The organism is Streptomyces sp. Mut1 (assembly GCF_030719295.1).
Classification (GTDB): Bacteria; Actinomycetota; Actinomycetes; order Streptomycetales; family Streptomycetaceae; genus Streptomyces; species Streptomyces castrisilvae.
Genome location: NZ_CP120997.1, coordinates 1,575,568 through 1,601,126 on the forward strand (window position 1 = coordinate 1,575,568; position 25,559 = coordinate 1,601,126).

Below are 25,559 nucleotides of genomic sequence, written 5' to 3' on the forward strand. Positions count from 1 at the left end.
TACCCGGCCGCCCTCCCGTCACGCCTCCCGGCCCCTCACCGGCCGGTTCAGTCGGCCGAGCCGCCCCGCGAGCGCGCCTTGAACGCGGCCTTACGGGCGTCCTTGGCCTGCTTCTTGTCGCTGTGCAGCCGCCCCATCGCCTCCAGCACGTCCGCCGTCGCCGGGTGGTCGACCCGCCAGGCCTCCTCGAAGAAGCCGCTGTGCTGGCCGGACAGGCCCTCGACCAGGCCCTGGAGTTCGTCCAGGTCGCCGTCCGCCTCCAGCTGGGCGGCGATCGTGTCGATGGCGAGCCAGAAGATCATCGTCTCGGAGGGCGCGGGGACGTCGGCCGCGCCGCGTTCCGCGAGCCAGACCCGGGCCAGTCCGCCGAGTTCCGGGTCGCCGAGCACCGCGCGTACGGCGGGTTCCGCCTCGGCGCCGACCAGGGCGAGCGCCTGCTGGCAGTGCAGCCGGCGCAGCGGGGCCAGGGCGTCCGTGCCCCGTGCGGCGTCCAGGAGTTCGGCGGCGGCGCCGTCGGAGCCGCGCCGGGTGAGCCACAGCTGGATCTCGGCGCGGGCGGCCGCCTCCGGGTAGTAGGCGATGCCGCCGAGGAGCGCGTCGGCGCCCTTGTCCGCGAGATCCCCGACCGCCGGGGCCTCCACCCCGGCCTCCAGCATGCGGGCGCGGATGCCGTAGATGCCCAGCGGTGTTAGCCTCACCATCCCGTACCGGGTGACGTCCTCGTCGTCGGCGGGGGACTCGGCCTCCTCGCCCTCCTCCACGAGCAACGCCTCGTCCACCGGGTGGTATTCGACGATGCCGATGGGTTCGAGGACCCGGAACTGGTCGTCCAGGCGCATCATCGCGTCCGAGACCTGCTCCAGGATGTCGTCGGTGGGCTCGCCCATGTCGTCGGGGACGATCATCGAGGCGGCGAGCGCGGGCAGCGGCACGGGCGGACCGTCCGGCCCCTCGCCGACCGTGAGCAGGTAGAGGTTGCCGAGGACCCCGTCGAGGAAGTCCGCCTCGGTCTCCGGGTCCCAGTCCAGGGCGTCGAAGTCGATCGAACCGTCCTCGCCGACGAGGTCCGCGAAGTCCTCGAAGACGGGCGCGGTGGCGTCGGCGTGCGCGGCCTCCAGGCCGTCGAGCCAGATCGCCAGGACGTCGGCCGGTGAACCGCCGGTCAGCAGCGCGAGGTTCTCGCCCGCGGTGGCGGTCCCCCACACGTCCTCACCCTCGGCGTCCTCGTCCGGGTCGTCCCCTTCCACGGCGGGGTCCTCGATCTCGACGAGCCCGGTGTCGACGGCGAGCCTCCACGCCTCGCTGGCGTCCGCCATGCCGTCGTCGTCGGGCGTGAGGCCGAGGTGCTCGGCGGCTGCGGACAGTTGTACGTCGGCGAGTTCGCCGCCGGCACCGACCTTGGTGTCCGGGCCGGCCCAGCGGGCGATCCGTGCGGCACGGGCGAGCAGCGGCGAGGCAAGCGCGTCCCGTGCCAGCTCCGCCTCGGTGAGCAGCGGGGCCGGTGGCATGGTCGGGCGCTCTGCGGACATCAGGGTGTCTCCTCGGAACATGGGGGGGCGTTGGGAGCGCCGGGATGCGGCACCGGGTGCGTACGGGGCCGGGCGGCTCATGCTGTGTTCCGCGGGGCCGGCCGCCCGCCCGGAGTTGTCGCACGGCGGGCGGAACGCGCGGGACACCCCCTAAGCGTAGACGCATTTCGCCGCGTGCCGACCGGAATGCGGTGACAGCCGCGGGAGGGTGCGGGAACACCGTTCACCCTTGAGCATCGCTTCACCTTCACCCGCAGCAGAACTAAGTGGACCTTCACGGTCCGGGGGCCGAGACTGCGGATATGACGCCTTTCACGCCTGCCACGCCTTCGCGCCCGCGCCCCTTCGGCCGCGCCCTCTGCGCCATGATCACGCCGTTCACCGCCGATGGGGCGCTCGACCCGGACGCGGCGGCCGCGCACGCCGCCGCACTGGTCGCGGGCGGCTGCGACGGGCTGGTGCTGAGCGGCACCACCGGGGAGTCACCGACCACCTCCGACGCGGAGAAGGCGACGCTGCTGCGGGTGGTCCGGGAGGCGGTCGGCCCGGATGTGCCGCTGGTCGCGGGCGTCGGCACCTCGGACACCCGGCACACCGTGGAGCTGTCCCGGCAGGCCGAACGGGCGGGCGCCGACGGACTCCTCGTGGTGACCCCGTACTACAGCAGGCCCCCGCAGGCCGCCGTGGAGGCGCACTTCCGCAGGGTCGCGGACGCGGCGGGCCTGCCCGTGATGCTGTACGACATCCCGGGCCGCACGGGCACCCGCGTCGAGACCGGAACCATGCTGCGGCTGGCAGAGCACCCGCGCATCGTGGCGGTGAAGGACTGCTCGCAGGATCTGCTCGGGGCGACGCGGGTGATCGCCGCGGGCGGGCTCGCGTACTACTCGGGCTGCGAGGAGCTGAATCTGCCGCTGTACGCGGTGGGCGGCGCGGGCTACGTCAGCACGGTCGCCAATGTGGTGCCCGGCCGGATGCGGGCCGTGCTGGACGCCTTCGACGCCGGGGACACGGCCGGGGCCGCCCGGCTCAACGGCCGGCTGGCTCCGCTCACCGCGCTGATGATGGCGTCCGGACTGCCGGGCACGGTCACGGCGAAGGCGCTGCTGGCCGCGGGCCCGGTCCGCGAACCGCTGCAGCCCGCCGGGCGCGAGGCGTCCGACGGGCTGCGCGAGGCGTACGGGGAACTCCTCGCCGCCGCCTAGTTGTGGCTGTGCAGGACGTCGTTGAGGCCGTCCCAGACCGCGTTGTTCGGGCGGGCCTCGACGGTCCCGGTCACCGAGTTGCGGCGGAAGAGGATGTTCGAGGCTCCGGAGAGTTCGCGGGCCTTGACGACCTGACCGTCCGGCAGGGTGACCCGCGTACCGGCGGTGACGTACAGACCGGCCTCCACGACGCACTCGTCACCGAGCGCGATGCCGACCCCGGCCTCCGCGCCGACGAGGCAGCGCTCGCCGATCACGATGCGCTCCTTGCCGCCGCCGGAGAGCGTGCCCATGGTGGAGGCGCCGCCACCGATGTCCGAACCGTCACCGATGACGACACCGGCCGAGATCCGGCCCTCGACCATGGACGTGCCCAGCGTGCCGGCGTTGAAGTTGACGAAGCCCTCGTGCATCACGGTCGTACCCGAGGCGAGGTGCGCGCCGAGCCGCACCCGGTCGGCGTCGGCGATCCGTACGCCCTTGGGCGCCACGTAGTCCGTCATGCGCGGGAACTTGTCGACGGAGGTGACCTGGAGGTGCAGACCGTCGGCGCGGGCGTTGAGCCGCACCTTCTCCAGGTCGTCCACGGCGACCGGGCCGAGCGAGGTCCAGGCCACGTTGGTGAGGAAGCCGAAGATGCCGTCGAGGTTCTGCCCGTGCGGCCGGACCAGGCGGTGCGAGAGCAGGTGCAGGCGCAGGTAGACGTCGTGGGCGTCGAGCGGCTTGTCGTCCAGCGAGGCGATGACCGTGCGGACGGCGACGACCTCGACCCCTCGGCGGGCGTCCACGCCGATGGCCTTCGCGGCACCCTCGCCGAGCAGGTTGACGGCCAGGTCGGGGGTGAGCCGCTCCGTTCCGGCCGGGCCGGGCTCGGCGGAGAGCTCGGGCGCGGGGAACCAGGTGTCGAGGACGGAACCGTCGCCGGCGATGGTGGCGAGGCCGGCGGCGACCGCGCCGGTGGTACGGGTGGAAGTCGTGTCGGTCATGACCAGAAACCTAACCGGCCGGGGGCCGCGCGGGCCAACCGGTCTCAGCGTCCGGGCGTCGCGTCGCCGGGCCACCGCCCCCTCCACACGGCCTCCCCGCCAGTTCCTTTTGGGAACCCACTGTGGCAGCATGCTTTCCGCAGGTCATCGCGGCCGGACGGATGCAAGCGGCCGCTCCGCACGACCGAGGAGTCCTCGTGCCCCAGCGCATCAGCCAGGCCGACGCCGACTGCGCGATCGCCCAGGCGCTCGACGTGGTCGGGGACTGGTGGACCCTGCTGATCGTGCGGGACGCGGCACGCGGGGTGCACCGCTTCGACGCGCTCCAGCGGGAACTGGGCGTGTCCCGCAAGGTCCTCGCGGAACGGCTGCGGCTGCTGGTCGACGCGGAGGTGCTCACACGGGAGCCGTACCAGCAACGGCCGGCGCGGTACGAGTACCGGCTGACCCCGCGCGGCCGCGCCCTGCTGCCGGTACTGATCGCGCTCCAGGACTGGGGCGACACCTGGGTGAGGGGAGACGGAGAGACCATGGCGACCGCCGAGGAGTCCTCGCGGGAGGCCGCACGGGTGCACGCCCTGCTGGGCACCCGGGTGCCGGAGCTGACCCTGCCCCGGAACACCGGCGGCCGGCAGGACCCGGTGGCCGCGACCCCGTACACCGTCCTGTACTTCTTCCCCGGGGCCTACGCCCGCCAGGAGTCCTATCCGCCGGGCTGGGCGGAGATCCCCGGCGCCCGGGGCTGCACGCTCGAATCCTGCACCTACCGCGACCGGCTCGCCGAGTTCACCGCGGCGGGCGCGACCGTGCACGGCGTCTCGGCCCAGCGCCCGGACGAGCAGCTGGCGTTCGCCGAGGCGGAGGGGCTGCGCTTCCCGCTCCTGTCGGACGCGGACCTGGAGCTGACCGCCGCGCTGCGCCTGCCGACGTTCCGCGCCGGCGGGGTCAGCAGGCCCAAGCGGCTGACCCTGGTGGTGGACCGCAACCGTACGGTCCGCGAGGTGCTGTACCCGGTCACGGACATCGAGGACAGCGTGCGGGCGGCCCTGACGACGGTCCGGGGCGCGGGCGTCACGGACACCCCGTGAAGGGGGCGGCCCTCCTGGCCCCCTCTTTCCCAGGTCCGCTCAGCGCGCGACCCGGCCCAGCATCTCCCGCGCGTACGCCTCGTCGTACGCGCCTCCGGTGAGCAGCACCTGGAGGCAGATGCCGTCCATCAGAGCGACCAGGGCCCGCGCGGTGGCCGGGCCGGTGCGCGGCTGGAGCAGGGCGGCGGTGGCGTCGGTCCACTCGGCGGCGACCGGCCGCAGCGCGGGTCTGCGCAGGGCGGCGAGGTAGAGCTCGTACTCCAGCTCCGCCCGGCCCCGGCCCGCGGCGAAGAACTGGCCGAGCAGGCGGGCGAGTTCGGCCGCGAGGTCGGCGGCCGGGTCGGCGAGGGCACGGCTCTCGCGCATGACGGCGGCGAAGTTCTCGTTGGACCTGCGCAGCGCGGCGATCAGCAGCTCGTCGAGCGAGGCGAAGTGGTACGTGGTCGAGCCGAGCGGCACGTCGGCTTCCGCGGCGACCGAGCGGTGGCTGAGCCCGGCGATGCCCCGTTCGCCGACCACCCGGATCGCCGCGTCGATGATCCGGCCGCGCCGCTCGGGGTCGTACCGCCGTGCCATCAGTGCGCCCCGCCCAGGTTGAGCACCACCACACCGGCGATGACGAGCAGGATGCCGGCCGCCTTGACCGGTCCCGCGGACTCCCCCAGGAACACCATGCCGATGAGGGCGACGGCGGCGGTGCCGACACCGGCCCAGATCGCGTAGGCGGTCCCCACCGACAGCGTCTTGAGCGTCTGGGCGAGCAGCGAGAAGGCCAGCAGATAGCCGGCGACGGTGATCAGCGAGGGCCAGAGCCGGGTGAATCCCTCGCTGTACTTCATGGCGGTGGTCCCCGCCACCTCGGCGGCGATGGCCGCGGCGAGCAGTCCGTATCCCATGTGTACGAGTGTACGCAACGGCTGCTCGCGTACGGGCCGGAGTCGGCGGCGGGGCGGGACGCTACCGTGGTTCGTCCAGTACATGATCGACGGACCGACGGAGCAGCAGTGGCGCAGGACGCAGGGTGGGGCGGCGGGGCCTATGGAGGCGCGCCGTACGGGGGACCGTCCGGGGCTCCCGGGTGGGGTGGCTGGGGCGGTGGCTGGATGCCGCCGAAGCCGGGGGTGATACCCCTGGGGCCTTTGCGGCTGGGGGACATATTCAGCGGGGCCTTCTCCACGCTGGGCCGCTACGGCAAGCAGCTGATCGCCGTGGGCGCGGCCCTCTACGGAGGGGCGCTGCTCGTGGTGGGCGCGGCGGTCGCCATCGCGTACGCGGCCGTCGCGGACCATCTGGACCGGCTGTTCGCGCTGACCGCTGACGAGGACCCCGCCGGGCGGGACCTGACTCCGGTGCTCGTGGCCTTCGGTGTGGTCTGGCTGCTGGCGATGCTCTCGATGGTGGTGGCCACGGCCGTGGTCTACGCGGCGGTGCCGGTGGTCCTCCAGGAAGCGGTGCTGGGCCGGCCGACCACCTTCTCCGCGGTCTGGCGGCGGGCCTGGGCCCGGGTGCCGGCGGTGACCGGCGCGGTCCTGCTGACCGGGCTGATCACGTTCGTTCCGATGCTGCTCGCCATGGGCGCCCTCATCGCCTGCATCATCGGCGCGGTCACCATGGACAACGGCGGGGGCTCGGCGGCCCTGGTCGTGGTGGGCGTGATCTGCTTCCTGGCCTGCATCCCGCTGACCGTGTGGATCTGGGTGAAGTACTCCCTGGCCCCTTCGGCCGCCGTCTTCGAGGACCAGGGGCCGGTCGCCTCGATGCGCCGCTCGGCCACGCTGATGCGCGGCAGCTGGTGGCGGGTCTTCGGGATGACGATGCTGGCGGGGCTCCTCGCGGGTGTCGTGAGTTACGTGATCCAGCTGCCGTTCACCTTCCTCGGCATGTTCAGCGGCATGCTGGGTTCCGCCAACCTGAGCGACGACCCGAATCCGACGGCGGTCATCGCCGCGATGAGCGGGTACCTGGTGCTCGTCGCGCTCGGCCAGCTCGTGAGCCAGCTCGTCGTGGCGGTGTTCCCGCCGCTGGTGACGGGGCTGCTCTACGTCGACCGCCGCATCCGCACCGAGAACCTCGCCCCGGTGCTCGCCGAGGCCGCCGCCGTACCGCCGCAGTACACGGCGTAGCGGCCCCGGCCGGCCTCCCGGCTCAGTCGGTGAGCGTCTTCTTCGGGCGCAGTACGCAGAACTCGTTGCCCTCGGGGTCGGTCAGCACCACCCAGGTCGCCTCGGACGTCTGGCCGACGTCGGCGCGCCGGGCACCGAGCCCGATGACGCGCTCGACCTCGGCGGCCTGGTCGTCCGGGGTGAGGTCGATGTGCAGCCGGTTCTTGACCTCCTTGCCCTCGGGCACGGGCAGGAAGCAGATGCCGGGCAGGGCGGACTCGTCGGCGCCGATGACGATCTCGTCCTCGTCCTGGAAGAGCACCTGCCAGTCCAGGACGGCGCACCAGAACCGGGCCTGGGCGGGCAGGTCGTGCGCGTCGACGGCGAGTTGATAGAAGCGGAGGGCCATGCCCCCAGTCTGCGTCCGCCCGCCCCGTACGCACAACGTGGGCCCGCCCCGTACGAGAACGGCGAACGGCCCCGGCACAGGTGCCGGGGCCGTTCCCACGTGTACGGCGGTACGCGTGTGCTCAGACGTTGAAGCCCAGCGCGCGCAGCTGCTCGCGGCCGTCGTCCGTGATCTTGTCGGGGCCCCACGGCGGCATCCAGACCCAGTTGATCCGGAGTTCGTTGACGATGCCGTCCGTCGCGGAGCGCGCCTGGTCCTCGATGACGTCGGTCAGCGGACAGGCCGCGGACGTCAGGGTCATGTCGAGGGTGGCGATGTTGGCGTCGTCGATGTGGATGCCGTAGATCAGCCCCAGGTTGACGACGTCGATGCCCAGCTCGGGGTCGACCACGTCGTACAGCGCCTCGCGGACCTCCTCCTCGGAAGCCGGCTTGGTGGTCACGGTCTCGTTGTCGCTCATGCGGTCTTCCCTTCGGACAGCGCCTTCGCCGTCGCGTCCTTCCACGCCATCCAGCTCAACAGCGCGCACTTGACCCGGGCCGGGTACTTGGAGACACCGGCGAACGCGACCGCGTCCTCCAGCACCTCCTCCATCGCCTCGTCGGGCTCCAGCTGCCCCTTCGACTGCATCAGCTCCAGGAACGCGGCCTGGATCTTCTGCGCCTCGCCCAGCTCCTTGCCGACCAGCAGCTCGTTCAGTACGGAGGCGCTGGCCTGGCTGATGGAGCAGCCCTGGCCCTCGTAGCTCACATCGGCGATGGTCTCGCCGTCGTACCGCACCCGCAACGTGATCTCGTCACCGCACGTCGGATTGACGTGATGCACCTCGGCGTCGCCGTCCCGCAGGCCGCGCCCGTGGGGGTGCTTGTAGTGGTCCAGGATCACTTCCTGGTACATGGAATCAAGCTTCACGAGTCAATCCCCAGCCGCTCTAACCGAAAAAGTTCCGGACGTGTTCCAGCCCGTCCACCAGGGCGTCGACCTCGGCGGGCGTGGAGTACAGATAGAACGACGCTCGCGTCGTCGCAGGAATTCCGAAGCGCAGGCAGACCGGGCGGGCGCAGTGGTGGCCGACCCGGACCGCGATGCCCTGTTCGTCCAGGACCTGGCCCACATCGTGCGGGTGGATGTCGCCGAGAGTGAAGGAGATCGTCGCGCCGCGGTCCTCCGCGGTGGCCGGGCCGATGATCCTGAGGTCCGGCACCTCCAGGAGCCGCTTCACCGCGTAGGCGGTGATGGCCTGCTCATGGCGGTGGATGTTCTCCATACCGATCGCCGAGAGGTAGTCCACGGCCGCGCCGAGGCCGACGGCCTGGGCGATCGGGGGCGTACCGGCCTCGAACTTGTGCGGGGCGGGCGCGTAGGTCGAGGAGTGCATCGACACGGTCTCGATCATCTCGCCGCCGCCGAGGAACGGGGGCAGGTCCTCCAGGAGTTCCTGCCGTCCCCAGAGCACGCCGATGCCGGTCGGGCCGACCATCTTGTGGCCGGTGAAGGCCACGAAGTCGGCCTGGAGCGCCTGCACGTCGAGCACCATGTGCGGGGCGGCCTGGGAGGCGTCGATGCAGACGAGCGCACCGACCTCCTGGGCGCGCCGGACGATCTTCTCGACCGGGTTGTGCGTGCCCATGATGTTCGAGACCAGGGTGAAGGAGACGATCTTCGTCTTCTCGGTGATGATCTCGTCGATGTTGGACAGGTCGAGGCGGCCGTCGTCGGTGATGCCGAACCACTTCAGCTTCGCACCGGTCCGCTGCGAGAGCAGCTGCCAGGGCACGATGTTGGAGTGGTGCTCCATCTCCGTGGTGACGATCTCGGTCTCGTGGTCGACCCGGTAGGGCTCGTCGGCCCAGCCGAGCATGTTGGCCACGAGGTTGAGCGACTCCGAGGCGTTCTTGGTGAAGATGACCTCGTTGCGGCTGGGCGCGTTGATGAAAGCGGCGACCTTGTCACGGGCGCCCTCGTACAGCGCCGTGGCCTCCTCCGCGATCGTGTACACGCCGCGGTGCACGTTGGCGTTGTGCCGCTCGTAGTACTCGTTGAGGGCATCGAGGACCTGGCGCGGCTTCTGCGAAGTCGCGGCACTGTCCAGGTAGACGATCTTCTTCCCGTCGTGGACCGTGCGGTCCAGGATGGGGAAGTCCTTGCGGATCGCCTCGGTGTCGAGGAGGCCCGGCAGCTGTGTCACGCGACCGCACCTCCAGAGTTCACTCCGCTCACGGGGCCACCCTTCGTGTAGGCCTCGTAGCCCTCGTTCTCCAGCTTGTCGGCCAGCTCGGCGCCGCCGGACGCGGCGATGCGGCCGTTGGCGAAGACGTGCACGAAGTCGGGCTTGATGTACTTGAGGATGCGCGTGTAGTGGGTGATCAGCAGCGTGCCGACCTCACCGGACTCGCGGACCCGGTTGACGCCCTCGGAGACGGTCTTCAGCGCGTCGACGTCCAGACCGGAGTCCGTCTCGTCGAGGATGGCGACCTTCGGCTTGAGGAGCTCCAGCTGAAGGATCTCGTGGCGCTTCTTCTCGCCGCCGGAGAAGCCCTCGTTGACGTTGCGCTCGGCGAAGGCGGGGTCCATCTGGAGCTCGGACATCGCCTCCTTGACCTCCTTCACCCAGGTACGCAGCTTGGGCGCCTCGCCGCGGACGGCGGTGGCGGAGGTGCGCAGGAAGTTGGAGACCGAGACACCGGGGATCTCGACCGGGTACTGCATGGCGAGGAACAGGCCGGCGCGGGCCCGCTCGTCGACGGACATCTCCAGGACGTCCTCGCCGTCCAGGGTGACCGTGCCGCTGGTGACGGTGTACTTGGGGTGACCGGCCAGCGAGTAGGCGAGGGTGGACTTGCCGGACCCGTTGGGGCCCATGATGGCGTGGGTCTCGCCCTGCTTCACGGTCAGGTCGACGCCCTTGAGGATCTCCTTCGTGGCGTTGTCGGCCTCGACGGTGACGTGCAGGTCGCGGATTTCAAGCGTTGCCATGGGTGACTCAGGACTCCTGGGTGACGGAGACGAGCACATCGTCCCCTTCGATCTTGACGGGGTATACGGGGACGGGGCGCGTCGCGGGAAGGCCGGACGGCTTGCCTGTGCGCAGGTCGAAGCTCGATCCGTGCAGCCAGCACTCGATCGAGCAGTCCTCGACCTCGCCCTCGGACAGCGAGACGTTCGCGTGCGAGCAGATGTCGTTGATCGCGAACACCTCGCCCTCGGTGCGGACGACGGAGACCGGCGTGCCGTCGAGTTCCACCCGCTTGGGGGTGTCGTCCTCCAGCTCGCTCAGCGCGCAGGCTTTCACGAAGGCCATCAGACCGAGGCCTTCAACTCGGTCTCGATCTTGTCGAGCAGGCGGGCCTCGACGTCCGGCAGACCGATCTGCTGGACCAACTCGGCGAAGAAGCCGCGCACGACGAGGCGGCGGGCCTCCTCGGCCGGGATGCCGCGCGACTGGAGGTAGAACAGCTGCTCGTCGTCGAAACGGCCGGTCGCCGAGGCGTGGCCGGCGCCGACGATCTCGCCGGTCTCGATCTCCAGGTTCGGCACCGAGTCGACCCGCGCACCGTCGGTCAGGACCAGGTTGCGGTTCATCTCGTAGGTGTCGGTGCCCTCGGCCGCGGCCTGGATGAGCACGTCGCCGATCCACACGGCGTGGGCGTCCTCGCCCTGGAGCGCGCCCTTGTAGGCCACGTTGGACTTGCAGTGCGGGGTGTTGTGGTCGACCAGGAGGCGGTGCTCCTGGTGCTGGCCCTTGTCGGTGAAGTAGAGGCCGAACAGCTCGGCCTCGCCACCGGTGCCCGCGTACGCGATCCGGGGGTGGAGCCGGACCAGGTCGCCGCCGAAGGTGACGACGATCGACTTGAACGAGGCGTCCCGGCCGACCAGCGCGTTGTGCTGGCCGACGTGCACGGCCCGCTCGTCCCAGTCCTGCACGGAGACGACGGTCAGCTTGGCCCCGTCGCCCAGGACGTAGTCGACGTTGGCGGCGAGCACCGCGTCACCGGTGTGGTCGATGACGACGACGGCCTCGGCGAAGGCGCCCACCTCGACCACCAGGTGGCCGAAGGCGACGCCGCCCTCGCCGTGCACGGCGATCCGGACCGGCTCGGTGAGCACGGCCTCCTTGGCGACCGTGACCACGTGGGCCTGCTCGAAGGACGAGTAGGCCTGGGCGGCGACCCGGTCCACCGGCGTGCCGGCCTTGCCGAGCCGGGCGTCGTCCCGGCCGACGGACTCGACCTCGACGCCCCCGGGGGCGTCGATCGCGACCTTCACACCGCCGCCGTTGGCGACGGCGGTGCCGTCGTGCAGACCGCGCAGCCGCTCCAGCGGGGTGAACCGCCATTCCTCCTCGCGGCCGTGCGGGACGGGGAAGTCCGCGACGTCGAAGGACGGGGGCGCGCTCATGCGCGTGGCGACGGTCGACTCCGCGGCCACCGCGATGGAACCGGAGGTGGTGGACCCCGCAGGAGGGGGACCCCCCGCTCGCGCGGAGCCGAGAGTGGGGGAGTTATGAGCCTCAGCCATGGCTGTCGTAGTGCTCGCTTTCTCAGTCGGACAGATGTCGGGAGGATTCGGGGGCCGGAGCCATGGGCCCCGGCCGTCGGCGGATCAGCCGACCGAACCCTCCATCTGCAGCTCGATCAGCCGGTTGAGCTCCAGGGCGTACTCCATCGGGAGCTCCTTCGCGATCGGCTCCACGAAGCCGCGCACGATCATGGCCATGGCCTCGAACTCGGTCATGCCGCGGCTCATCAGGTAGAAGAGCTGGTCCTCGGAGACCTTGGAGACGGTCGCCTCGTGGCCCATCGACACGTCGTCCTCGCGGACGTCGACGTACGGGTAGGTGTCGGACCGGGAGATCGTGTCGACCAGCAGCGCGTCGCACAGCACGTTGGACTTCGCGCCCGGCGCGCCCTCGCCGATCTCGATCAGACCGCGGTAGGAGGTGCGGCCGCCGCCTCGCGCCACCGACTTGGAGACGATGTTGGACGAGGTGTTCGGGGCCATGTGGACCATCTTGGCGCCGGCGTCCTGGTGCTGGCCCTCGCCCGCGAAGGCGATGGACAGGGTCTCGCCCTTGGCGTGCTCGCCCATCAGGTAGACGGCGGGGTACTTCATGGTGACCTTGGAGCCGATGTTGCCGTCGACCCACTCCATGGTCGCGCCCTCGTAGGCCACGGCACGCTTGGTGACCAGGTTGTAGACGTTGTTCGACCAGTTCTGGATCGTCGTGTAGCGGCAGCGGCCGCCCTTCTTCACGATGATCTCGACGACCGCGGAGTGCAGCGAGTCGGAGGAGTAGATCGGGGCCGTGCAGCCCTCGACGTAGTGGACGTAGGCGTCCTCGTCCACGATGATCAGCGTCCGCTCGAACTGGCCCATGTTCTCCGTGTTGATACGGAAGTAGGCCTGGAGCGGGATCTCGACGTGCACACCCTTCGGCACGTAGATGAACGAGCCACCCGACCACACGGCCGAGTTCAGCGAGGCGAACTTGTTGTCACCGACGGGGATGACGGTGCCGAAGTACTCCTTGAAGAGCTCCGGGTGCTCCTTCAGCGCGGTGTCGGTGTCCATGAAGATGACACCCTGCGCCTCCAGCTCCTCGTTGATCTGGTGGTAGACGACCTCGGACTCGTACTGCGCGGCGACACCGGCGACGAGGCGCTGCTTCTCCGCCTCCGGGATGCCGAGCTTGTCGTACGTGTTCTTGATGTCCTCGGGCAGGTCCTCCCAGGACTCCGCCTGCTTCTCCGTCGAGCGCACGAAGTACTTGATGTTGTCGAAGTCGATGCCCGAGAGGTCCGAGCCCCAGTTCGGCATGGGCTTCTTGCCGAAGAGCTTGAGGCCCTTGAGCCGCAGCTTCAGCATCCAGTCGGGCTCGTTCTTCTTCTCCGAGATGTCGCGGACGACGGCCTCGGAGAGGCCGCGCTTGGCCGCCGCACCTGCCGCGTCGGAGTCGGCCCAGCCGAATTCGTACGTGCCCAGGCCCTCGAGCTCAGGGTGGGCAGTCTCCGTAGGGAGCGTCATGCGGGGTTCCTCCCGGCCGTGGTGCTTGCAGAAGCTGAATCGGTGGTCTGTGGGGTGGGGTGTCCGCTGCGCGGAATGTACGTCGTGCACACCCCGTCGCCGTGGGCGATGGTGGCCAGACGCTGCACATGGGTCCCCAGGAGGCTGGAGAAGATCTCCGTCTCCGCCTCGCACAGCTGCGGGTACTGCTCGGCGACATGGGCGACCGGGCAGTGGTGCTGGCACAGCTGCTCGCCCTGCTGCGGGCCCGGCGCGCTTCGCGCCGTAGCAGCGTACCCGTCGGCGGACAAGGCCTTGGCCAGCGCCTCGGTCCGGTCCTCGGGGTCCGCGGCCTCGATCGCCGCGCGGTAGGCCGCCGACTGCTCGGCGGTCCTCGCGCGGGCGAACGCCATGACCGCTTCCTCGCCCGCGAGCTCGGCGATCCAGCGCAGAGCGTCGGCGGCGAGCAAGTCGTAGGACTGGTCGAAGGCGTCCCGGCCGTAGTCGGTGAGGGCGAACACCTTGGCCGGACGGCCACGGGCCCGCGCCCCGTACACCCGCTTCTCGCGGGCCTCCACGACGCCGTCGCAGGCGAGGGCGTCGAGGTGGCGGCGGACAGCCGCCTGGGTGAGCCCCAGGCGCTTCGCCAGGTCGGCGACGGTGGACGGGCCGTGGTCCAGGATGGAGCGCGCGACGCGGTTGCGCGTCGAGCGCTCACCGGTCGCGAGTTCCTCCTGAGGAGCCTCGCCCATGTATTTCACAACGCCATTGTTGCGTAATTCATCCGGCCCTGACAACCACGTTCCGAAACGATCAACCGTGGAATCCATCACTTAGGGTTACCTAATCAAGCCCCAGGGCCGGGCCCCCGGGGGCGGCTGCATACACTCGATTCCCATGAACAGCGAGCCCGCCCCACCCTCCTCCGGCCCGGCTGTCCGGATCAGCGGCCTGGTCAAGCGGTACGGCGAAAAGACCGCGGTGGACGGCCTCGACCTGGAGATCCCGGCCGGCGCGGTCACCGCCGTGCTCGGCCCCAACGGCGCCGGCAAGACCACCACGGTCGAGACCTGCGAAGGCTACCGCCGCCCCGACGGCGGGACGGTGCGGGTCCTCGGCCTCGACCCCGTCGCCGACGCCACGCGGCTGCGCCCGAGGATCGGCGTCATGCTCCAGTCGGGCGGTATCCACTCCGGGGCCCGCGCCGACGAGATGCTCCGCCACACGGCGAAACTGCACGCCCACCCGCTCGACGTCGACGCCCTGATCGAGCGCCTCGGCCTCGGCGGCTGCGGCCGCACCACCTACCGCAGGCTCTCCGGTGGCCAGCAGCAACGACTCGCCCTGGCCATGGCCGTCGTCGGCCGGCCGGAGCTCGTCTTCCTGGACGAACCGACCGCCGGGCTCGACCCGCAGGCCCGCCGCTCCACCTGGGACCTCGTGCGTGAGCTGCGCGCCGACGGCGTGAGCGTGGTGCTCACCACCCACTTCATGGACGAGGCCGAGGAGCTGGCCGACGAGGTCGCCGTCATCGACTCGGGCCGGATCGTCGCTCAAGGCAGTCCCGAGGCATTGTGCAGGGGCGGGGCCGAGAACACCCTGCGCTTCACCGGCCGGCCCGGACTCGACCTCGGCTCGCTGCTGAAGGCGCTGCCCGACGGCAGCCAGGCGGTCGAGCTGACCACCGGCGCCTACCGCATCACCGGCGACATCGACCCGCAGCTGCTGGCCACCGTCACCTCCTGGTGCGCACAGCACGGCGTGATGCCCTCCGGCATCTCCGTGGAGCGCCACACCCTGGAGGACGTCTTCCTGGAACTGACCGGCAAGGAGCTGCGCGCATGAGCGCCGGTACGTACACCCCCCGGCCGGGCGCCGCCCCGCTGCCGCGCATGATCGCCGCGCAGACCGCTCTGGAGACGCGGATGCTGCTGCGCAACGGCGAGCAGCTGCTGCTGACCGTGGTCATCCCGACGCTGCTGCTGGTGCTGTTCAGCTCCGTCGACATCGTGGACACCGGCTCCGGCGAACCGGTCGACTTCCTGACACCGGGCGTCCTGGCGCTGGCCGTCATGTCGACGGCCTTCACCGGCCAGGCCATCGCCACCGGATTCGAACGGCGCTACGGGGTGCTCAAGCGGCTCGGCGCCTCGCCGCTGCCCCGCTGGGCGCTGATGACCGCGAAGACCCTCTCCGTGCTGGTCACCGAGGTGCTCCAGGTGGTCCTGCTGACGGTGATCGCGTTCGCGCTCGGCTGGTCGCCGCACGGCAATCCGTTCGCCGTGCTGCTGCTTCTGGTGCTGGGTACTGCCGCGTTCTCCGGGCTGGGGCTGCTGATGGCCGGGACGCTGAAGGCGGAGGCGACGCTCGCCGCCGCCAACCTGGTGTTCCTGCTGCTGCTGGTGGGCGGCGGGGTGATCGTGCCGCTGGAGAAGTTCCCGGACGCCGTGCAGTCGGTGCTCGGGCTGCTGCCGATCACGGCCCTGTCGGACGGGCTGCGGGACGTCCTCCAGCACGGCGCCGGGATGCCGTGGGGCGACCTGGGCATCCTCGCGGTCTGGACGGTGCTGGGGCTCGGGGCCGCGGCGCGGTTCTTCCGCTGGGAGTGAGAGGGCGGACGCTTTCCGTCGCCGTTTCGGGTAACTCGTCCCCCTCGTGAAAGCTTGCACAAGCGGCGTCCTACGATGGTGCGCGTGCCCAAGCTGACCAGAGCCGAAGTCGCTCAAGCCCTGCGCAATCCGCTGCTGTACATCGCCGAGCGCTGGACCCCCGAGCCCAGGACGGTGCGCCGCGCGGCCATGTCGGCGGTCGTCATGGCCGTCGTCATCGTCGTGACCGGCGGCGCCGTCCGGCTGACCGGCTCCGGTCTCGGCTGCCCGACCTGGCCCAAGTGCACCGACGAGAGCCTGACGACCACGAGCGCGATGGGCTTCCACGGCGTCATCGAGTTCGGCAACCGGATGCTGACGTACGTCCTGTGTGCGGCGGTCGGCTGGGCGATCATCGCGGCCAGGTCCGCGAAGCCCTGGCGGCGCAGCCTCACCCGGCTCGGCTGGGCGCAGTTCTGGATCGTGATGGGCAACGCCGTGCTCGGCGGCATCGTCGTGCTCGTCGGCCTCAACCCGTACACCGTGGCGGCGCACTTCCTGCTGTCCTCGGGGCTGCTCGCGGTCGCCCTGGTGACCTGGCAGCGGGTGCGTGAGGGTGACGAGGCACCGCGCCCGCTGGTCGGCAAGGCGGTCGCGCAGTTGTCCTGGCTGCTGGCGGTCGCGGCGGGGCTGCTGATCGCCGTCGGCACGGTGGTCACGGGCGCCGGGCGGCACGCGGGCGACTCCAGCGATGTGCACCGCATCCCGATCGACTGGAAGATGATCGCCCAGCTCCACGCCGACCTGGCCTGGGTCGTGGTGGCCCTGACCGTCGCGCTCTGGTTCGTCCTGAAGGCGGTGGACGCCCCCATCGGTCCGCTGCACCGGGCCCGGGACCTGTTCCTGATCCTGATGGCGCAGGGCGTGATCGGCTATGTGCAGTATTTCACCGACACTCCGGAGATCCTGGTCGGACTGCACATGTTCGGCTCGTGCCTGGTGTGGATCGGGGTCGTACGGGTCCTGCTGTCGCTGCGCGAGCGGCCGGTGGAGGTCCCCCGGGTTCCGGAGCCCGCGACCGAGCGGCCGGAGCCCGCGGCGGCCGGCTGACACCGCGCTCGACCACGGATCAGGGGCTCCCGCTCCACGGCTGTGCGCCGTGGAGCGGGAGCCCCTGATCCGTTCTGTGGGCCTCAGGCTGTGGGCCTCAGGCCTTGTTGGACGGGCCGCCGACCTGGATGCCGGCCATCCGCGTCCACTCGTACGGGCCGGTGTGCACCTTCGCCGCGAACTCGCCGTCGAACTCGTCGTGCAGGGTGATCCCGGACCGCTGCGCGGCGCTCTCGGCCACCGCGTACGAGGGGGCCACCAGGTCGCCCCAGCCGCCGTCCTCGCCCACGAGGACGATGCGGGTGCCCATCTGCCCGAGGTAGGCGAGCTGCCCCTCGGCGCCGCCGTGCGCCTTCGCGAAGGCGCCGATCTGCTTGGCCAGCCGGGCCGCCCTGCGCTCCGCGCGCGCCGCCTGCCTGCCGTCCGCCTGCTGGGTCTCAGCCGTCTCTGCCATCTCTGCCATGAACAAGATGCTACCGATGGGTAGATCAACTGGCGACGGGCGGGGAGCGTGGCCTCTGCCACGCTCCCCGCCCGTCGGCCGGAGCGGAGGTGCTACCGCAGGAAGGGGTCCACCGCCACGGCGACGAACAGCAGGGAGACATAGGTGATCGACCAGTGGAACAGCCGCATCTCCTTGAGCTTCGTACCGGTCACCCCGGACTTGGCCCGGCCCAGCAGCGCGTGCGCCTCCCAGAGCCAGAAGCCGCCGGTCAGCAGGGCCACCGCGGTGTAGAACCAGCCGGTGTAGCCCAGCGGGGTGAGCAGCAGCGAGACGGCGACCATCACCCAGCTGTAGGCGACGATCTGGCGGGCGACCACCCGGTTGGAGGCGATGACCGGCAGCATCGGGACGCCGACCCGCGCGTAGTCCTCCTTCACCTTCATGGACAGCGGCCAGTAGTGCGGCGGCGTCCAGAAGAAGATGACGGCGAAGAGGATCACCGCGGCCCAGGAGACCGTGTTCGTCACGGCCGACCAGCCGATGAGGACCGGCATGCAGCCCGCGATGCCGCCCCAGACGATGTTCTGCGAGGTACGTCGCTTCAGCAGCATCGTGTAGACCACGACGTAGAAGAGCAGGGCGCCCAGGGCCAGGGCCGCGGACAGCCAGTTGACGAGCAGCCCGAACCAGACCGTCGAGATCACCGCGAGGGAGATGCCGAAGGCCAGGCACTCGCGCGGGCTCACCATGCCGGTGACCAGCGGGCGCTGCGACGTACGGTCCATCAGCGCGTCGATGTCGCGGTCGATGTACATGTTCAGTGCATTGGCACCGCCGGCGGACAGATAGCCGCCGATGGTGGTTGTGAGCACGAGCCACAGGTCGGGTACACCCTGAGCGGCCAGGAACATCACCGGAACAGTGGTGATCAGCAAAAGCTCGATGATCCGAGGCTTGGTCAGTGCCACGAATGCCTTGACACGGGCCCCGAACGGGCGTTGGCCCCCTGGGCTCGGAGTCAAGGCGACCCCTGCGGGTCGGGACTCGACGGCCGTCACGCACACCCCTGACAGAGAAATCCCAGCAAGCTCCGGGCGTGAGGGCCCGGTGAAGACTTGCGCGAACCCGACCACTGTAGACGTTGGGGACAGGCCGCCCTTCGCGGGGGTGGGGTCGTGTTGATGTGGCGCCGGAGGCCGTCGCGGAGCACCCCCGCGAGGCTTCGCACGTACGAGTGACGTACATGTGTCGCAGGGGCGGCGCCGGGTGCTTCGGAGGGCCTCGCGACCGCGCTCCCGGCCGCTCGTCGGAGCGTCTCAGGAGTGGGCCCGCGCGCTCATCGGAGAGGCCCATCGGTGAGCCTTCCCGCTCATACGGGAGGCGGATTCCACGGGCCGCCCGCACCCTGGTAGGAGCCGGAAATCGCGGGTACGGACGAGGGTAGGCTCGGCTGCATCCGGTGCGGTCGAAGTCACCGGTCTACAACAGTTGGAGAGGAGCCCTGACTCAGGGTGAGCACCAAGCCGACCACCACAGACCTCCAGTGGACCGAATTGGACCAGCGGGCCGTGGACACCGTCCGCGTCCTCGCCGCGGACGCCGTACAGAAAGTCGGAAACGGCCACCCGGGTACGGCCATGAGCCTGGCTCCCGCCGCGTACACCATCTTCCAGAAGGTGATGCGGCACGACCCCGCCGACGCGGAGTGGACCGGCCGCGACCGGTTCGTGCTCTCGGCGGGCCACAGCAGCCTGACGCTGTACATCCAGCTCTACCTGGCCGGCTACGGCCTGGAGCTCGACGACCTGAAGTCGTTCCGCACCTGGGGCTCCAAGACCCCGGGCCACCCGGAGTACGGCCACACCACCGGGGTGGAGACGACCACGGGTCCGCTGGGCCAGGGTGTCGCCAACGCCGTGGGCATGGCCATGGCCGCCCGCTACGAGCGCGGTCTGTTCGACCCGGAGGCGGCCCCCGGCACCTCCCCCTTCGACCACATGGTGTGGGTCGTCGCCGGTGACGGCTGTCTCCAGGAGGGCATCTCCGCGGAGGCGTCCTCGCTGGCCGGGCACCAGAAGCTGGGCAACCTGGTCCTGCTGTGGGACGACAACCACATCTCCATCGAGGGCGACACGGAGACCGCGGTCTCCGAGGACACCGTCAAGCGCTACGAGGCGTACGGCTGGCACGTCCAGCGCGTCGACCAGCTGCCCAACGGCGACCTCGACCCCGAGGGCCTCTACCACGCGCTGCTGGCCGCCAAGGCCGAGACCGGGCGCCCGTCGTTCATCGCGGCCCGCTCGATCATCGCCTGGCCCGCCCCGCACGCCCAGAACACCGAGGCCTCGCACGGCTCCGCGCTCGGCGACGACGAGGTCGCCGCGACCAAGCGGGTCCTGGGCTTCGACCCGGAGAAGTCCTTCGAGGTCTCCGCCGAGGTCATCGCGCACACCCGCCGCGCCCTGGACCGGGGCCGCGAGGCCAAGGCCGAGTGGACGAAGACCTTCGACGCGTGGCGTGCGGCCGCCCCGGAGCGCGCCGCCGACTTCGACCGCGTGCGCGCGGGCGAGCTGCCCAAGGGCTGGGAGGACAGCCTGCCGGTCTTCGAGGCCGGCAAGGGCGTCGCCACCCGCGCCGCGTCCGGCAAGGTGCTCCAGGCGCTCGGCGAGATCGTCCCCGAGCTGTGGGGCGGCTCCGCCGACCTGGCGGGCTCGAACAACACCACGATCGACAAGACGTCGTCGTTCCTCCCGGCGGGCAACCCGCTGCCGGAGGCCGACCCGTACGGGCGCACGATCCACTTCGGCATCCGCGAGCACGCCATGGCCGCCGCCATGAACGGCATCGCGCTGCACGGCAACACCCGCGTCTACGGCGGCACCTTCCTGGTGTTCTCCGACTACATGCGCAACGCCGTGCGGCTGTCCGCGCTGATGCACCTGCCCGTGACGTACGTGTGGACGCACGACTCGATCGGTCTCGGCGAGGACGGCCCGACCCACCAGCCGGTGGAGCACCTGGCCTCGCTGCGCGCCATCCCGGGCCTGAACGTCGTGCGCCCGGCCGACGCCAACGAGACCGCCATCGCCTGGCGCGAGATCCTGCGCCGCTACACCAAGGTGTTCGGCAAGGGCGCCCCGCACGGTCTGGCGCTGACCCGCCAGGGCGTGCCGACGTACGAGGCGAACGAGGACACGGCGAAGGGCGGCTATGTGCTGCGCGACGCCGAGGGCGGCGAGCCGCAGGTCGTGCTGATCGGTACGGGCTCCGAGGTCCAGCTCGCCGTGGAGGCGCGCGAGGAGCTCCAGGCGGCCGGAATTCCGACCCGCGTGGTGTCGATGCCGTGTGTCGAGTGGTTCGAGGAGCAGGACCAGGGTTACAAGGACAGCGTGCTGCCGCCGTCGGTCAGGGCCCGTGTGGCCGTCGAGGCGGGCATCGGTCTGACCTGGTACCGGTACGTCGGGGACGCCGGCCGGATCGTTTCGCTGGAGCACTACGGCGCTTCGGCGGACGCCAAGGTCCTGTTCCGCGAGTTCGGCTTCACCGGCGCACACGTCGCCGCCGCCGCGCGGGAATCCCTCGCCGCCGCAGCGCGCTGACGCTGTTATACGACTAGTAGGAGATGCAATTCTCATGACAGACGCACTCAAGCGCCTCTCCGACGAGGGCGTGGCGATCTGGCTCGACGACCTCTCGCGCAAGCGGATCACGTCGGGCAATCTGGCGGAGCTGATCGACCAGAGCCACGTCGTGGGCGTCACGACCAACCCGTCGATCTTCCAGAAGGCGATCTCCTCGGGCGACGGTTACGAGCAGCAGCTCGCCGACCTCGCCGCCCGCCGGGTGACCGTCGAGGAAGCGATCCGCATGATCACCACCGCGGACGTCCGCGACGCGGCCGACATCCTGCGTCCGGTCTTCGACGCGACCGACGGCCAGGACGGCCGGGTCTCCATCGAGGTCGACCCGCGCCTGGCCCACAACACCACGGCCACCGTCGCCGAGGCCAAGCAGCTGGCCTGGCTGGTGGACCGGCCGAACACGCTCATCAAGATCCCGGCGACCAAGGCCGGTCTGCCGGCGATCACCGAGACGATCGGCCGGGGCATCAGCGTCAACGTCACGCTGATCTTCTCGCTGGAGCGCTACCGCGAGGTCATGGATGCCTACCTGGCGGGCCTGGAGAAGGCGAAGGCCGCCGGCCTGGACCTCTCCAAGATCCACTCGGTGGCGTCGTTCTTCGTGTCCCGCGTGGACACCGAGATCGACAAGCGGCTGGACGCGATCGGCGGCGACGAGGCGAAGGCCGCGCGGGGCAAGTCCGCCCTGGCCAACGCGCGCCTGGCCTACGAGGCGTACGAGCAGGTCTTCGCCGGTGAGCGCTGGGACGCCCTCGACAAGGCGCACGCCAACAAGCAGCGCCCGCTGTGGGCCTCCACCGGTGTGAAGGACCCGTCCCTCAAGGACACCCTGTACGTCGTCGACCTCGTCGCGCCGAACACGGTCAACACCATGCCGGAGGCGACTCTGGACGCGGTGGCGGACCACGGGGAGATCACCGGCAACACCGTCGCCGGTTCGTACGACCAGGGCCGCGCCGACCTCGAAGCGATCAAGAAGCTCGGGGTGGACTACGACGACGTCGTCCAGGTCCTGGAGGACGAGGGCGTCGAGAAGTTCGAGGCGTCCTGGACCGACCTGCTGAACTCGACCGAGGCGGAGCTCAAGCGCCTCGCCCCTTCGGAGGGCTGACCACTTTGTCTGGTGTTCCCGGAGCCAACCCGCTCCGTGACGCCCAGGACCGACGGCTCCCGCGCATCGCGGGGCCGTCGGGCCTGGTCATCTTTGGCGTCACGGGCGATTTGTCCCGTAAAAAGCTGATGCCCGCCGTCTACGACCTGGCCAACCGCGGCCTGCTGCCACCGGGCTTCTCGCTCATCGGCTTCGCGCGCCGCGACTGGGAGGACGAGGACTTCGCCCAGGTCGTGCACGACGCGGTCAAGGAGCATTCCCGTACGCCCTTCCGCGAGGAGGTCTGGCAGCAGCTCAGCCAGGGCATGCGCTTCGTGCCGGGCAACTTCGACGACGACGTGGCCTTCGAGACCCTCAGGGCCACGATCGAGGAGCTCGACAAGGCGCAGGGAACGGGCGGCAACTTCGCCTTCTACCTGTCCGTGCCGCCGAAGTTCTTCCCCAAGGTCGTCCAGCAGCTCAAGAAGCACGGGCTGGCCGACCAGAAGGACGGCAGCTGGCGGCGGGCCGTCATCGAGAAGCCGTTCGGCCACGACCTGGAGAGCGCTCAGGAGCTCAACCAGATCGTGCACGACGTCTTCCCGCCGAACGAGGTCTTCCGCATCGACCACTACCTCGGCAAGGAGACGGTCCAGAACATCCTGGCCCTGCGCTTCGCCAACACGATGTGGGAGCCGATCTGGAACAGGTCGTACGTCGACCACGTCCAGATCACGATGGCCGAGGACATCGGCATCGGCGGCCGGGCCGGCTACTACGACGGCATCGGCGCGGCCCGCGACGTCATCCAGAACCACCTGCTCCAGCTGCTGGCGCTGACCGCGATGGAGGAGCCCGGCTCCTTCCACCCCAAGGCTCTGGTCGCCGAGAAGCTCAAGGTGCTCACGGCGGTCGAGCTGCCCGACGACCTGGGCAAGCACACCGTGCGCGGCCAGTACACGCACGCGTGGCAGGGCGGCCAGGAGGTCCCCGGCTACCTGGAGGAAGAGGGAATCGACCCCAAGTCGAAGACCGACACCTTCGCCGCGATCAAGCTGACGATCAACAACCGCCGCTGGGCGGGTGTGCCGTTCTACCTGCGGACCGGAAAGCGGCTCGGCCGCCGGGTCACGGAGATCGCGGTCGTCTTCAAGCGCGCCCCGTATCTGCCGTTCGAGTCCGGCGCCACGGAGGAGCTGGGCGGCAACGCCCTGGTCATCCGGGTGCAGCCGGACGAGGGCGTCACGGTGCGGTTCGGCTCCAAGGTGCCCGGCACCTCGATGGAGGTACGGGACGTCACGATGGACTTCGCGTACGGCGAGTCCTTCACGGAGTCCAGCCCGGAGGCGTACGAGCGGCTCATCCTCGACGTCCTGCTCGGCGACGCCAACCTCTTCCCGCGCCACCAGGAGGTCGAGCTCTCCTGGAACATCCTCGACCCGATCGAGGAGTACTGGGACAAGCACGGCAAGCCCGCCCAGTACCCGGCCGGAACCTGGGGACCGGCCGAGGCGGACGAGATGCTCGCACGCGACGGACGGAGCTGGCGCCGGCCATGAAGATCGACCTCACGGAAACCACGTCCAGCAAGATCAACCAGGCCCTGGTCTCGGGCAGGCGCGCGGTCGGCGCCCCCGCCATCGGGATGGTCCTCACCCTCGTCATCGTCACCGACGAGGAGAACGCCTACGACGCGCTCAAGGCGGCCAGCGACTCCTCGCGCGAGCACCCCTCGCGCATCATCGCGGTCATCAAGCGGGTCAGCCGTTCGCCGCGGGCCCGCCGCGACGCGCGGCTGGACGCCGAGATCCGGGTCGGTTCCGACTCGGGTTCCGGCGAGACCGTCGTACTGCGGCTGCACGGCGAGCTGGCCAACCACGCCCAGTCGGTGGTCCTGCCGCTGCTGCTGCCGGACGCCCCGGTGGTGGTGTGGTGGCCGCAGGACGCCCCCGCCGACCCGGCGAAGGACCCGCTCGGCGCCCTCTCCCAGCGCCGGATCACCGACACCTACTCGGCCGAGCACCCGCTCGACGAACTGGCGGTGCGCGCGGCGACGTACCGGCCCGGTGACACGGACCTGGCGTGGACCCGCATCACGCCGTGGCGCTCGATGCTGGCGGCGGCGCTCGACCAGCAGCCCGCCGAGGTCGTCTCCGCCACGGTCGAGGGCGAGTCGGACAACCCGAGCTGCGAGCTGCTGGCCATGTGGCTGGCGGACCGGCTGGGCGTTCCGGTGGAGCGCACCACGTCCGGCGGCCCCGGCCTCACCGCCGTCCGGATGGCGACGAAGAACGGCGACATCGTCCTGGACCGGGCCGACGGCTCGCTCGCCACGCTCTGCATGGTGGGCCAGCCCGACCGCGCGGTGGCCCTCAAGCGCCGCGAGACGGCGGAGCTGCTCGCGGAGGAGCTGCGCCGGCTGGACCCGGACAACGTCTACGAGTCCACGGTGAAGTTCGGCGTGGACCGCCTCGACATGGCGGGCGTGCCCGCCGCCGAGGAGCCGGCCAAGGCCCCCGCCAAGGCGCCGGCCGCCAAGAAGGCCGCCCCGGCCAAGAAGGCGGCGTCGAAGTGAGCACGGTTCCGCAGCTCGTCGTGCACCGCGACAAGGAGCTGATGGCGCAGGCCGCGGCGGCCCGGCTGATCACGAGGGTCGTGGACGCCCAGGCCGCGCGCGGCGACGCCTCGGTGGTGCTCACCGGCGGCCGCAACGGCAACGGTCTGCTGGCCGCGCTGGGCGCCGCCCCCGCCCGGGACGCGGTCGACTGGTCGCGGCTCGACCTGTGGTGGGGCGACGAGCGGTTCCTGCCGGAGGGCGACCCGGAGCGCAATGTCACCCAGGCCCGCGAGGCCCTGCTGGACGCGGTGGGGCTGGACCCGTCCCGGGTGCACGTCATGCCCGCGTCCGACGGCCCCTACGGCCCGGACGCCGACGCCGCGGCCGCCGGGTACGCGGCGGAGCTGGCCGCCGCGGCGGCGCCGCAGGACCACGGCCCGGTGCCGGAGTTCGACGTCCTGATGCTGGGCGTCGGCCCGGACACCCATGTCGCCTCGCTCTTCCCCGAGCTGCCGGCGGTACGGGAGACCGAGCGCACCGTCGTCGGTGTGCACGGCGCGCCCAAGCCGCCGCCCGTCCGTATCTCGCTGACGCTGCCCGCCATCCGGGCGGCGCGCGAGGTGTGGCTGCTGGCGGCGGGCGAGGACAAGGCGGAGGCCGTGGCCATCGCCCTGTCGGGGGCCGGGGAGATCCAGGCCCCGGCGGCCGGGGCGTACGGCCGGAGCCGCACGCTGTGGCTGCTGGACGCGGCGGCGGCCTCCCGCCTGCCGCGCGACCTGTACCCGTCGGCTTCCGCCTGACAGGCC

26 protein-coding genes are annotated in these 25,559 nt (G+C 70.8%); 11 read left to right on the forward strand and 15 right to left on the reverse strand.

Annotated features, from left to right (window positions below):
• Positions 1-47 precede the first annotated feature (47 nt).
• On the reverse strand, positions 48-1,529 hold the full coding sequence (locus P8A18_RS06635) for a hypothetical protein (protein ID WP_306052614.1): 1,482 nt from the start codon (positions 1,527-1,529) through the stop codon (positions 48-50).
• A gap of 302 nt (positions 1,530-1,831) precedes the next feature.
• On the opposite strand from P8A18_RS06635, the gene dapA reads away from it, so the two are divergent.
• Positions 1,832-2,734, forward strand: a complete 903-nt coding sequence (dapA, locus tag P8A18_RS06640) for a 4-hydroxy-tetrahydrodipicolinate synthase (RefSeq protein ID WP_306052616.1) — start codon at positions 1,832-1,834, stop codon at positions 2,732-2,734.
• On the opposite strand, the gene dapD is transcribed toward dapA, so the two are convergent.
• On the reverse strand, positions 2,731-3,720 hold the full coding sequence (dapD, locus tag P8A18_RS06645; protein WP_306052619.1) for a 2,3,4,5-tetrahydropyridine-2,6-dicarboxylate N-succinyltransferase: 990 nt from the start codon (positions 3,718-3,720) through the stop codon (positions 2,731-2,733). The genes dapA and dapD overlap by 4 nt on opposite strands.
• A gap of 197 nt (positions 3,721-3,917) precedes the next feature.
• Here dapD and P8A18_RS06650 point away from each other — a divergent pair, with 197 nt between their 5' ends.
• On the forward strand, positions 3,918-4,808 hold the full coding sequence (locus P8A18_RS06650) for a winged helix-turn-helix transcriptional regulator (protein ID WP_306052621.1): 891 nt from the start codon (positions 3,918-3,920) through the stop codon (positions 4,806-4,808).
• 39 nt (positions 4,809-4,847) lie between these two features.
• On the opposite strand, the gene P8A18_RS06655 is transcribed toward P8A18_RS06650, so the two are convergent.
• Both P8A18_RS06655 and P8A18_RS06660 read right to left on the reverse strand, forming a co-directional pair.
• On the reverse strand, positions 4,848-5,384 hold the full coding sequence (locus P8A18_RS06655) for a TetR/AcrR family transcriptional regulator (RefSeq protein ID WP_306052623.1): 537 nt from the start codon (positions 5,382-5,384) through the stop codon (positions 4,848-4,850).
• Positions 5,384-5,704, reverse strand: coding sequence for a DMT family transporter (locus P8A18_RS06660; RefSeq protein ID WP_018555708.1), 321 nt, complete (start codon positions 5,702-5,704; stop codon positions 5,384-5,386). The genes P8A18_RS06655 and P8A18_RS06660 overlap by 1 nt, the downstream gene beginning before the upstream one ends.
• 207 nt (positions 5,705-5,911) lie before the next feature.
• On the opposite strand from P8A18_RS06660, the gene P8A18_RS06665 reads away from it, so the two are divergent.
• Entirely contained in the window at positions 5,912-6,931 is a 1,020-nt protein-coding gene (locus tag P8A18_RS06665; RefSeq protein WP_306052625.1) for a DUF7847 domain-containing protein, read from the forward strand.
• 22 nt (positions 6,932-6,953) lie between these two features.
• Here P8A18_RS06665 and P8A18_RS06670 read toward each other — a convergent pair whose 3' ends face one another.
• The 9 genes from P8A18_RS06670 to P8A18_RS06710 form a co-directional block, all read right to left on the reverse strand.
• Positions 6,954-7,319, reverse strand: coding sequence for a VOC family protein (locus tag P8A18_RS06670; RefSeq protein ID WP_018555706.1), 366 nt, complete (start codon positions 7,317-7,319; stop codon positions 6,954-6,956).
• A gap of 121 nt (positions 7,320-7,440) precedes the next feature.
• The gene (locus tag P8A18_RS06675) at positions 7,441-7,779 is read right to left on the reverse strand and encodes a metal-sulfur cluster assembly factor (RefSeq protein WP_018518837.1); all 339 of its coding nucleotides are present in this window, start codon (positions 7,777-7,779) and stop codon (positions 7,441-7,443) included.
• Positions 7,776-8,231 carry a Fe-S cluster assembly sulfur transfer protein SufU gene (sufU, locus tag P8A18_RS06680; protein ID WP_306052627.1) on the reverse strand — a complete coding sequence of 152 codons (456 nt, stop codon included), beginning with the start codon at positions 8,229-8,231 and terminating at the stop codon, positions 7,776-7,778. Before sufU ends, P8A18_RS06675 begins: the two co-directional genes overlap by 4 nt.
• Positions 8,232-8,250: 19 nt before the next feature.
• Positions 8,251-9,507 (reverse strand): cysteine desulfurase, encoded by a 1,257-nt coding sequence (locus P8A18_RS06685; RefSeq protein ID WP_018555704.1) that lies wholly within the window; start codon positions 9,505-9,507, stop codon positions 8,251-8,253.
• A complete protein-coding gene (gene sufC / locus P8A18_RS06690) occupies positions 9,504-10,295 on the reverse strand; it encodes a Fe-S cluster assembly ATPase SufC (RefSeq protein ID WP_306052629.1) in 792 nt (263 codons plus the stop codon). The genes P8A18_RS06685 and sufC overlap by 4 nt, the downstream gene beginning before the upstream one ends.
• A 7-nt stretch (positions 10,296-10,302) precedes the next feature.
• A complete protein-coding gene (locus P8A18_RS06695; RefSeq protein WP_018555702.1) occupies positions 10,303-10,620 on the reverse strand; it encodes a bifunctional 3-phenylpropionate/cinnamic acid dioxygenase ferredoxin subunit in 318 nt (105 codons plus the stop codon).
• A complete protein-coding gene (gene sufD, locus P8A18_RS06700; protein WP_371933644.1) occupies positions 10,620-11,837 on the reverse strand; it encodes a Fe-S cluster assembly protein SufD in 1,218 nt (405 codons plus the stop codon). Before sufD ends, P8A18_RS06695 begins: the two co-directional genes overlap by 1 nt.
• 84 nt (positions 11,838-11,921) lie before the next feature.
• On the reverse strand, positions 11,922-13,343 hold the full coding sequence (sufB, locus tag P8A18_RS06705) for a Fe-S cluster assembly protein SufB (protein ID WP_306052633.1): 1,422 nt from the start codon (positions 13,341-13,343) through the stop codon (positions 11,922-11,924).
• Entirely contained in the window at positions 13,340-14,083 is a 744-nt protein-coding gene (locus P8A18_RS06710; RefSeq protein WP_306052635.1) for a helix-turn-helix transcriptional regulator, read from the reverse strand. Before P8A18_RS06710 ends, sufB begins: the two co-directional genes overlap by 4 nt.
• Before the next feature lie 136 nt (positions 14,084-14,219).
• On the opposite strand from P8A18_RS06710, the gene P8A18_RS06715 reads away from it, so the two are divergent.
• The 3 genes from P8A18_RS06715 to P8A18_RS06725 all read left to right on the forward strand — a co-directional run bounded on the left by P8A18_RS06715 (position 14,220) and on the right by P8A18_RS06725 (position 17,020).
• Entirely contained in the window at positions 14,220-15,167 is a 948-nt protein-coding gene (locus P8A18_RS06715) for an ABC transporter ATP-binding protein (protein ID WP_306052637.1), read from the forward strand.
• Complete coding sequence (locus P8A18_RS06720; RefSeq protein ID WP_306052639.1) at positions 15,164-15,931, forward strand: ABC transporter permease; 768 nt, start codon at positions 15,164-15,166, stop codon at positions 15,929-15,931. Before P8A18_RS06715 ends, P8A18_RS06720 begins: the two co-directional genes overlap by 4 nt.
• Positions 15,932-16,006: 75 nt before the next feature.
• A complete protein-coding gene (locus tag P8A18_RS06725; protein WP_306052641.1) occupies positions 16,007-17,020 on the forward strand; it encodes a COX15/CtaA family protein in 1,014 nt (337 codons plus the stop codon).
• 97 nt (positions 17,021-17,117) lie between these two features.
• Here the strand turns inward: P8A18_RS06725 and P8A18_RS06730 are convergent, their stop codons facing one another.
• Together P8A18_RS06730 and P8A18_RS06735 are read right to left on the reverse strand one after the other, a co-directional pair.
• Positions 17,118-17,474, reverse strand: a complete 357-nt coding sequence (locus P8A18_RS06730; protein ID WP_371933763.1) for a hypothetical protein — start codon at positions 17,472-17,474, stop codon at positions 17,118-17,120.
• Between the two features lie 101 nt (positions 17,475-17,575).
• Positions 17,576-18,529 carry a heme o synthase gene (locus tag P8A18_RS06735; RefSeq protein WP_306052645.1) on the reverse strand — a complete coding sequence of 318 codons (954 nt, stop codon included), beginning with the start codon at positions 18,527-18,529 and terminating at the stop codon, positions 17,576-17,578.
• 447 nt (positions 18,530-18,976) lie between these two features.
• On the opposite strand from P8A18_RS06735, the gene tkt reads away from it, so the two are divergent.
• The 5 genes from tkt to pgl are packed head-to-tail and all read left to right on the forward strand — an operon-like array spanning position 18,977 to position 25,553.
• Entirely contained in the window at positions 18,977-21,064 is a 2,088-nt protein-coding gene (gene tkt, locus P8A18_RS06740) for a transketolase (protein ID WP_306052647.1), read from the forward strand.
• Between the two features lie 34 nt (positions 21,065-21,098).
• Positions 21,099-22,217, forward strand: a complete 1,119-nt coding sequence (gene tal, locus P8A18_RS06745; RefSeq protein WP_306052649.1) for a transaldolase — start codon at positions 21,099-21,101, stop codon at positions 22,215-22,217.
• Between the two features lie 5 nt (positions 22,218-22,222).
• Positions 22,223-23,755 carry a glucose-6-phosphate dehydrogenase gene (zwf, locus tag P8A18_RS06750; protein WP_018555691.1) on the forward strand — a complete coding sequence of 511 codons (1,533 nt, stop codon included), beginning with the start codon at positions 22,223-22,225 and terminating at the stop codon, positions 23,753-23,755.
• Entirely contained in the window at positions 23,752-24,771 is a 1,020-nt protein-coding gene (gene opcA, locus P8A18_RS06755; protein ID WP_306052651.1) for a glucose-6-phosphate dehydrogenase assembly protein OpcA, read from the forward strand. Before zwf ends, opcA begins: the two co-directional genes overlap by 4 nt.
• Complete coding sequence (gene pgl, locus P8A18_RS06760; RefSeq protein WP_306052653.1) at positions 24,768-25,553, forward strand: 6-phosphogluconolactonase; 786 nt, start codon at positions 24,768-24,770, stop codon at positions 25,551-25,553. Before opcA ends, pgl begins: the two co-directional genes overlap by 4 nt.
• The last annotated feature ends 6 nt before the right edge of the window (positions 25,554-25,559 follow it).

Excerpts from the sequence above, each read along its gene's own strand:
- P8A18_RS06670 (WP_018555706.1), bottom strand. The coding sequence starts at position 7,319 with ATGGCCCTCCGCTTCTATCAACTCGCCGTCGACGCGCACGACCTGCCC.
- dapD (WP_306052619.1), bottom strand. The coding sequence starts at position 3,720 with ATGACCGACACGACTTCCACCCGTACCACCGGCGCGGTCGCCGCCGGC.
- P8A18_RS06635 (WP_306052614.1), bottom strand. The coding sequence starts at position 1,529 with ATGTCCGCAGAGCGCCCGACCATGCCACCGGCCCCGCTGCTCACCGAG.
- sufC (WP_306052629.1), bottom strand. The coding sequence starts at position 10,295 with ATGGCAACGCTTGAAATCCGCGACCTGCACGTCACCGTCGAGGCCGAC.
- P8A18_RS06715 (WP_306052637.1), top strand. The coding sequence starts at position 14,220 with ATGAACAGCGAGCCCGCCCCACCCTCCTCCGGCCCGGCTGTCCGGATC.
- sufD (WP_371933644.1), bottom strand. The coding sequence starts at position 11,837 with ATGGCTGAGGCTCATAACTCCCCCACTCTCGGCTCCGCGCGAGCGGGG.
- P8A18_RS06720 (WP_306052639.1), top strand. The coding sequence starts at position 15,164 with ATGAGCGCCGGTACGTACACCCCCCGGCCGGGCGCCGCCCCGCTGCCG.
- sufB (WP_306052633.1), bottom strand. The coding sequence starts at position 13,343 with ATGACGCTCCCTACGGAGACTGCCCACCCTGAGCTCGAGGGCCTGGGC.
- P8A18_RS06675 (WP_018518837.1), bottom strand. The coding sequence starts at position 7,779 with ATGAGCGACAACGAGACCGTGACCACCAAGCCGGCTTCCGAGGAGGAG.
- dapA (WP_306052616.1), top strand. The coding sequence starts at position 1,832 with ATGACGCCTTTCACGCCTGCCACGCCTTCGCGCCCGCGCCCCTTCGGC.
- P8A18_RS06655 (WP_306052623.1), bottom strand. The coding sequence starts at position 5,384 with ATGGCACGGCGGTACGACCCCGAGCGGCGCGGCCGGATCATCGACGCG.
- P8A18_RS06695 (WP_018555702.1), bottom strand. The coding sequence starts at position 10,620 with ATGGCCTTCGTGAAAGCCTGCGCGCTGAGCGAGCTGGAGGACGACACC.
- opcA (WP_306052651.1), top strand. The coding sequence starts at position 23,752 with ATGAAGATCGACCTCACGGAAACCACGTCCAGCAAGATCAACCAGGCC.
- P8A18_RS06725 (WP_306052641.1), top strand. The coding sequence starts at position 16,007 with ATGGTGCGCGTGCCCAAGCTGACCAGAGCCGAAGTCGCTCAAGCCCTG.
- P8A18_RS06665 (WP_306052625.1), top strand. The coding sequence starts at position 5,912 with ATGCCGCCGAAGCCGGGGGTGATACCCCTGGGGCCTTTGCGGCTGGGG.
- P8A18_RS06730 (WP_371933763.1), bottom strand. The coding sequence starts at position 17,474 with ATGGCAGAGACGGCTGAGACCCAGCAGGCGGACGGCAGGCAGGCGGCG.
- tal (WP_306052649.1), top strand. The coding sequence starts at position 21,099 with ATGACAGACGCACTCAAGCGCCTCTCCGACGAGGGCGTGGCGATCTGG.
- P8A18_RS06660 (WP_018555708.1), bottom strand. The coding sequence starts at position 5,704 with ATGGGATACGGACTGCTCGCCGCGGCCATCGCCGCCGAGGTGGCGGGG.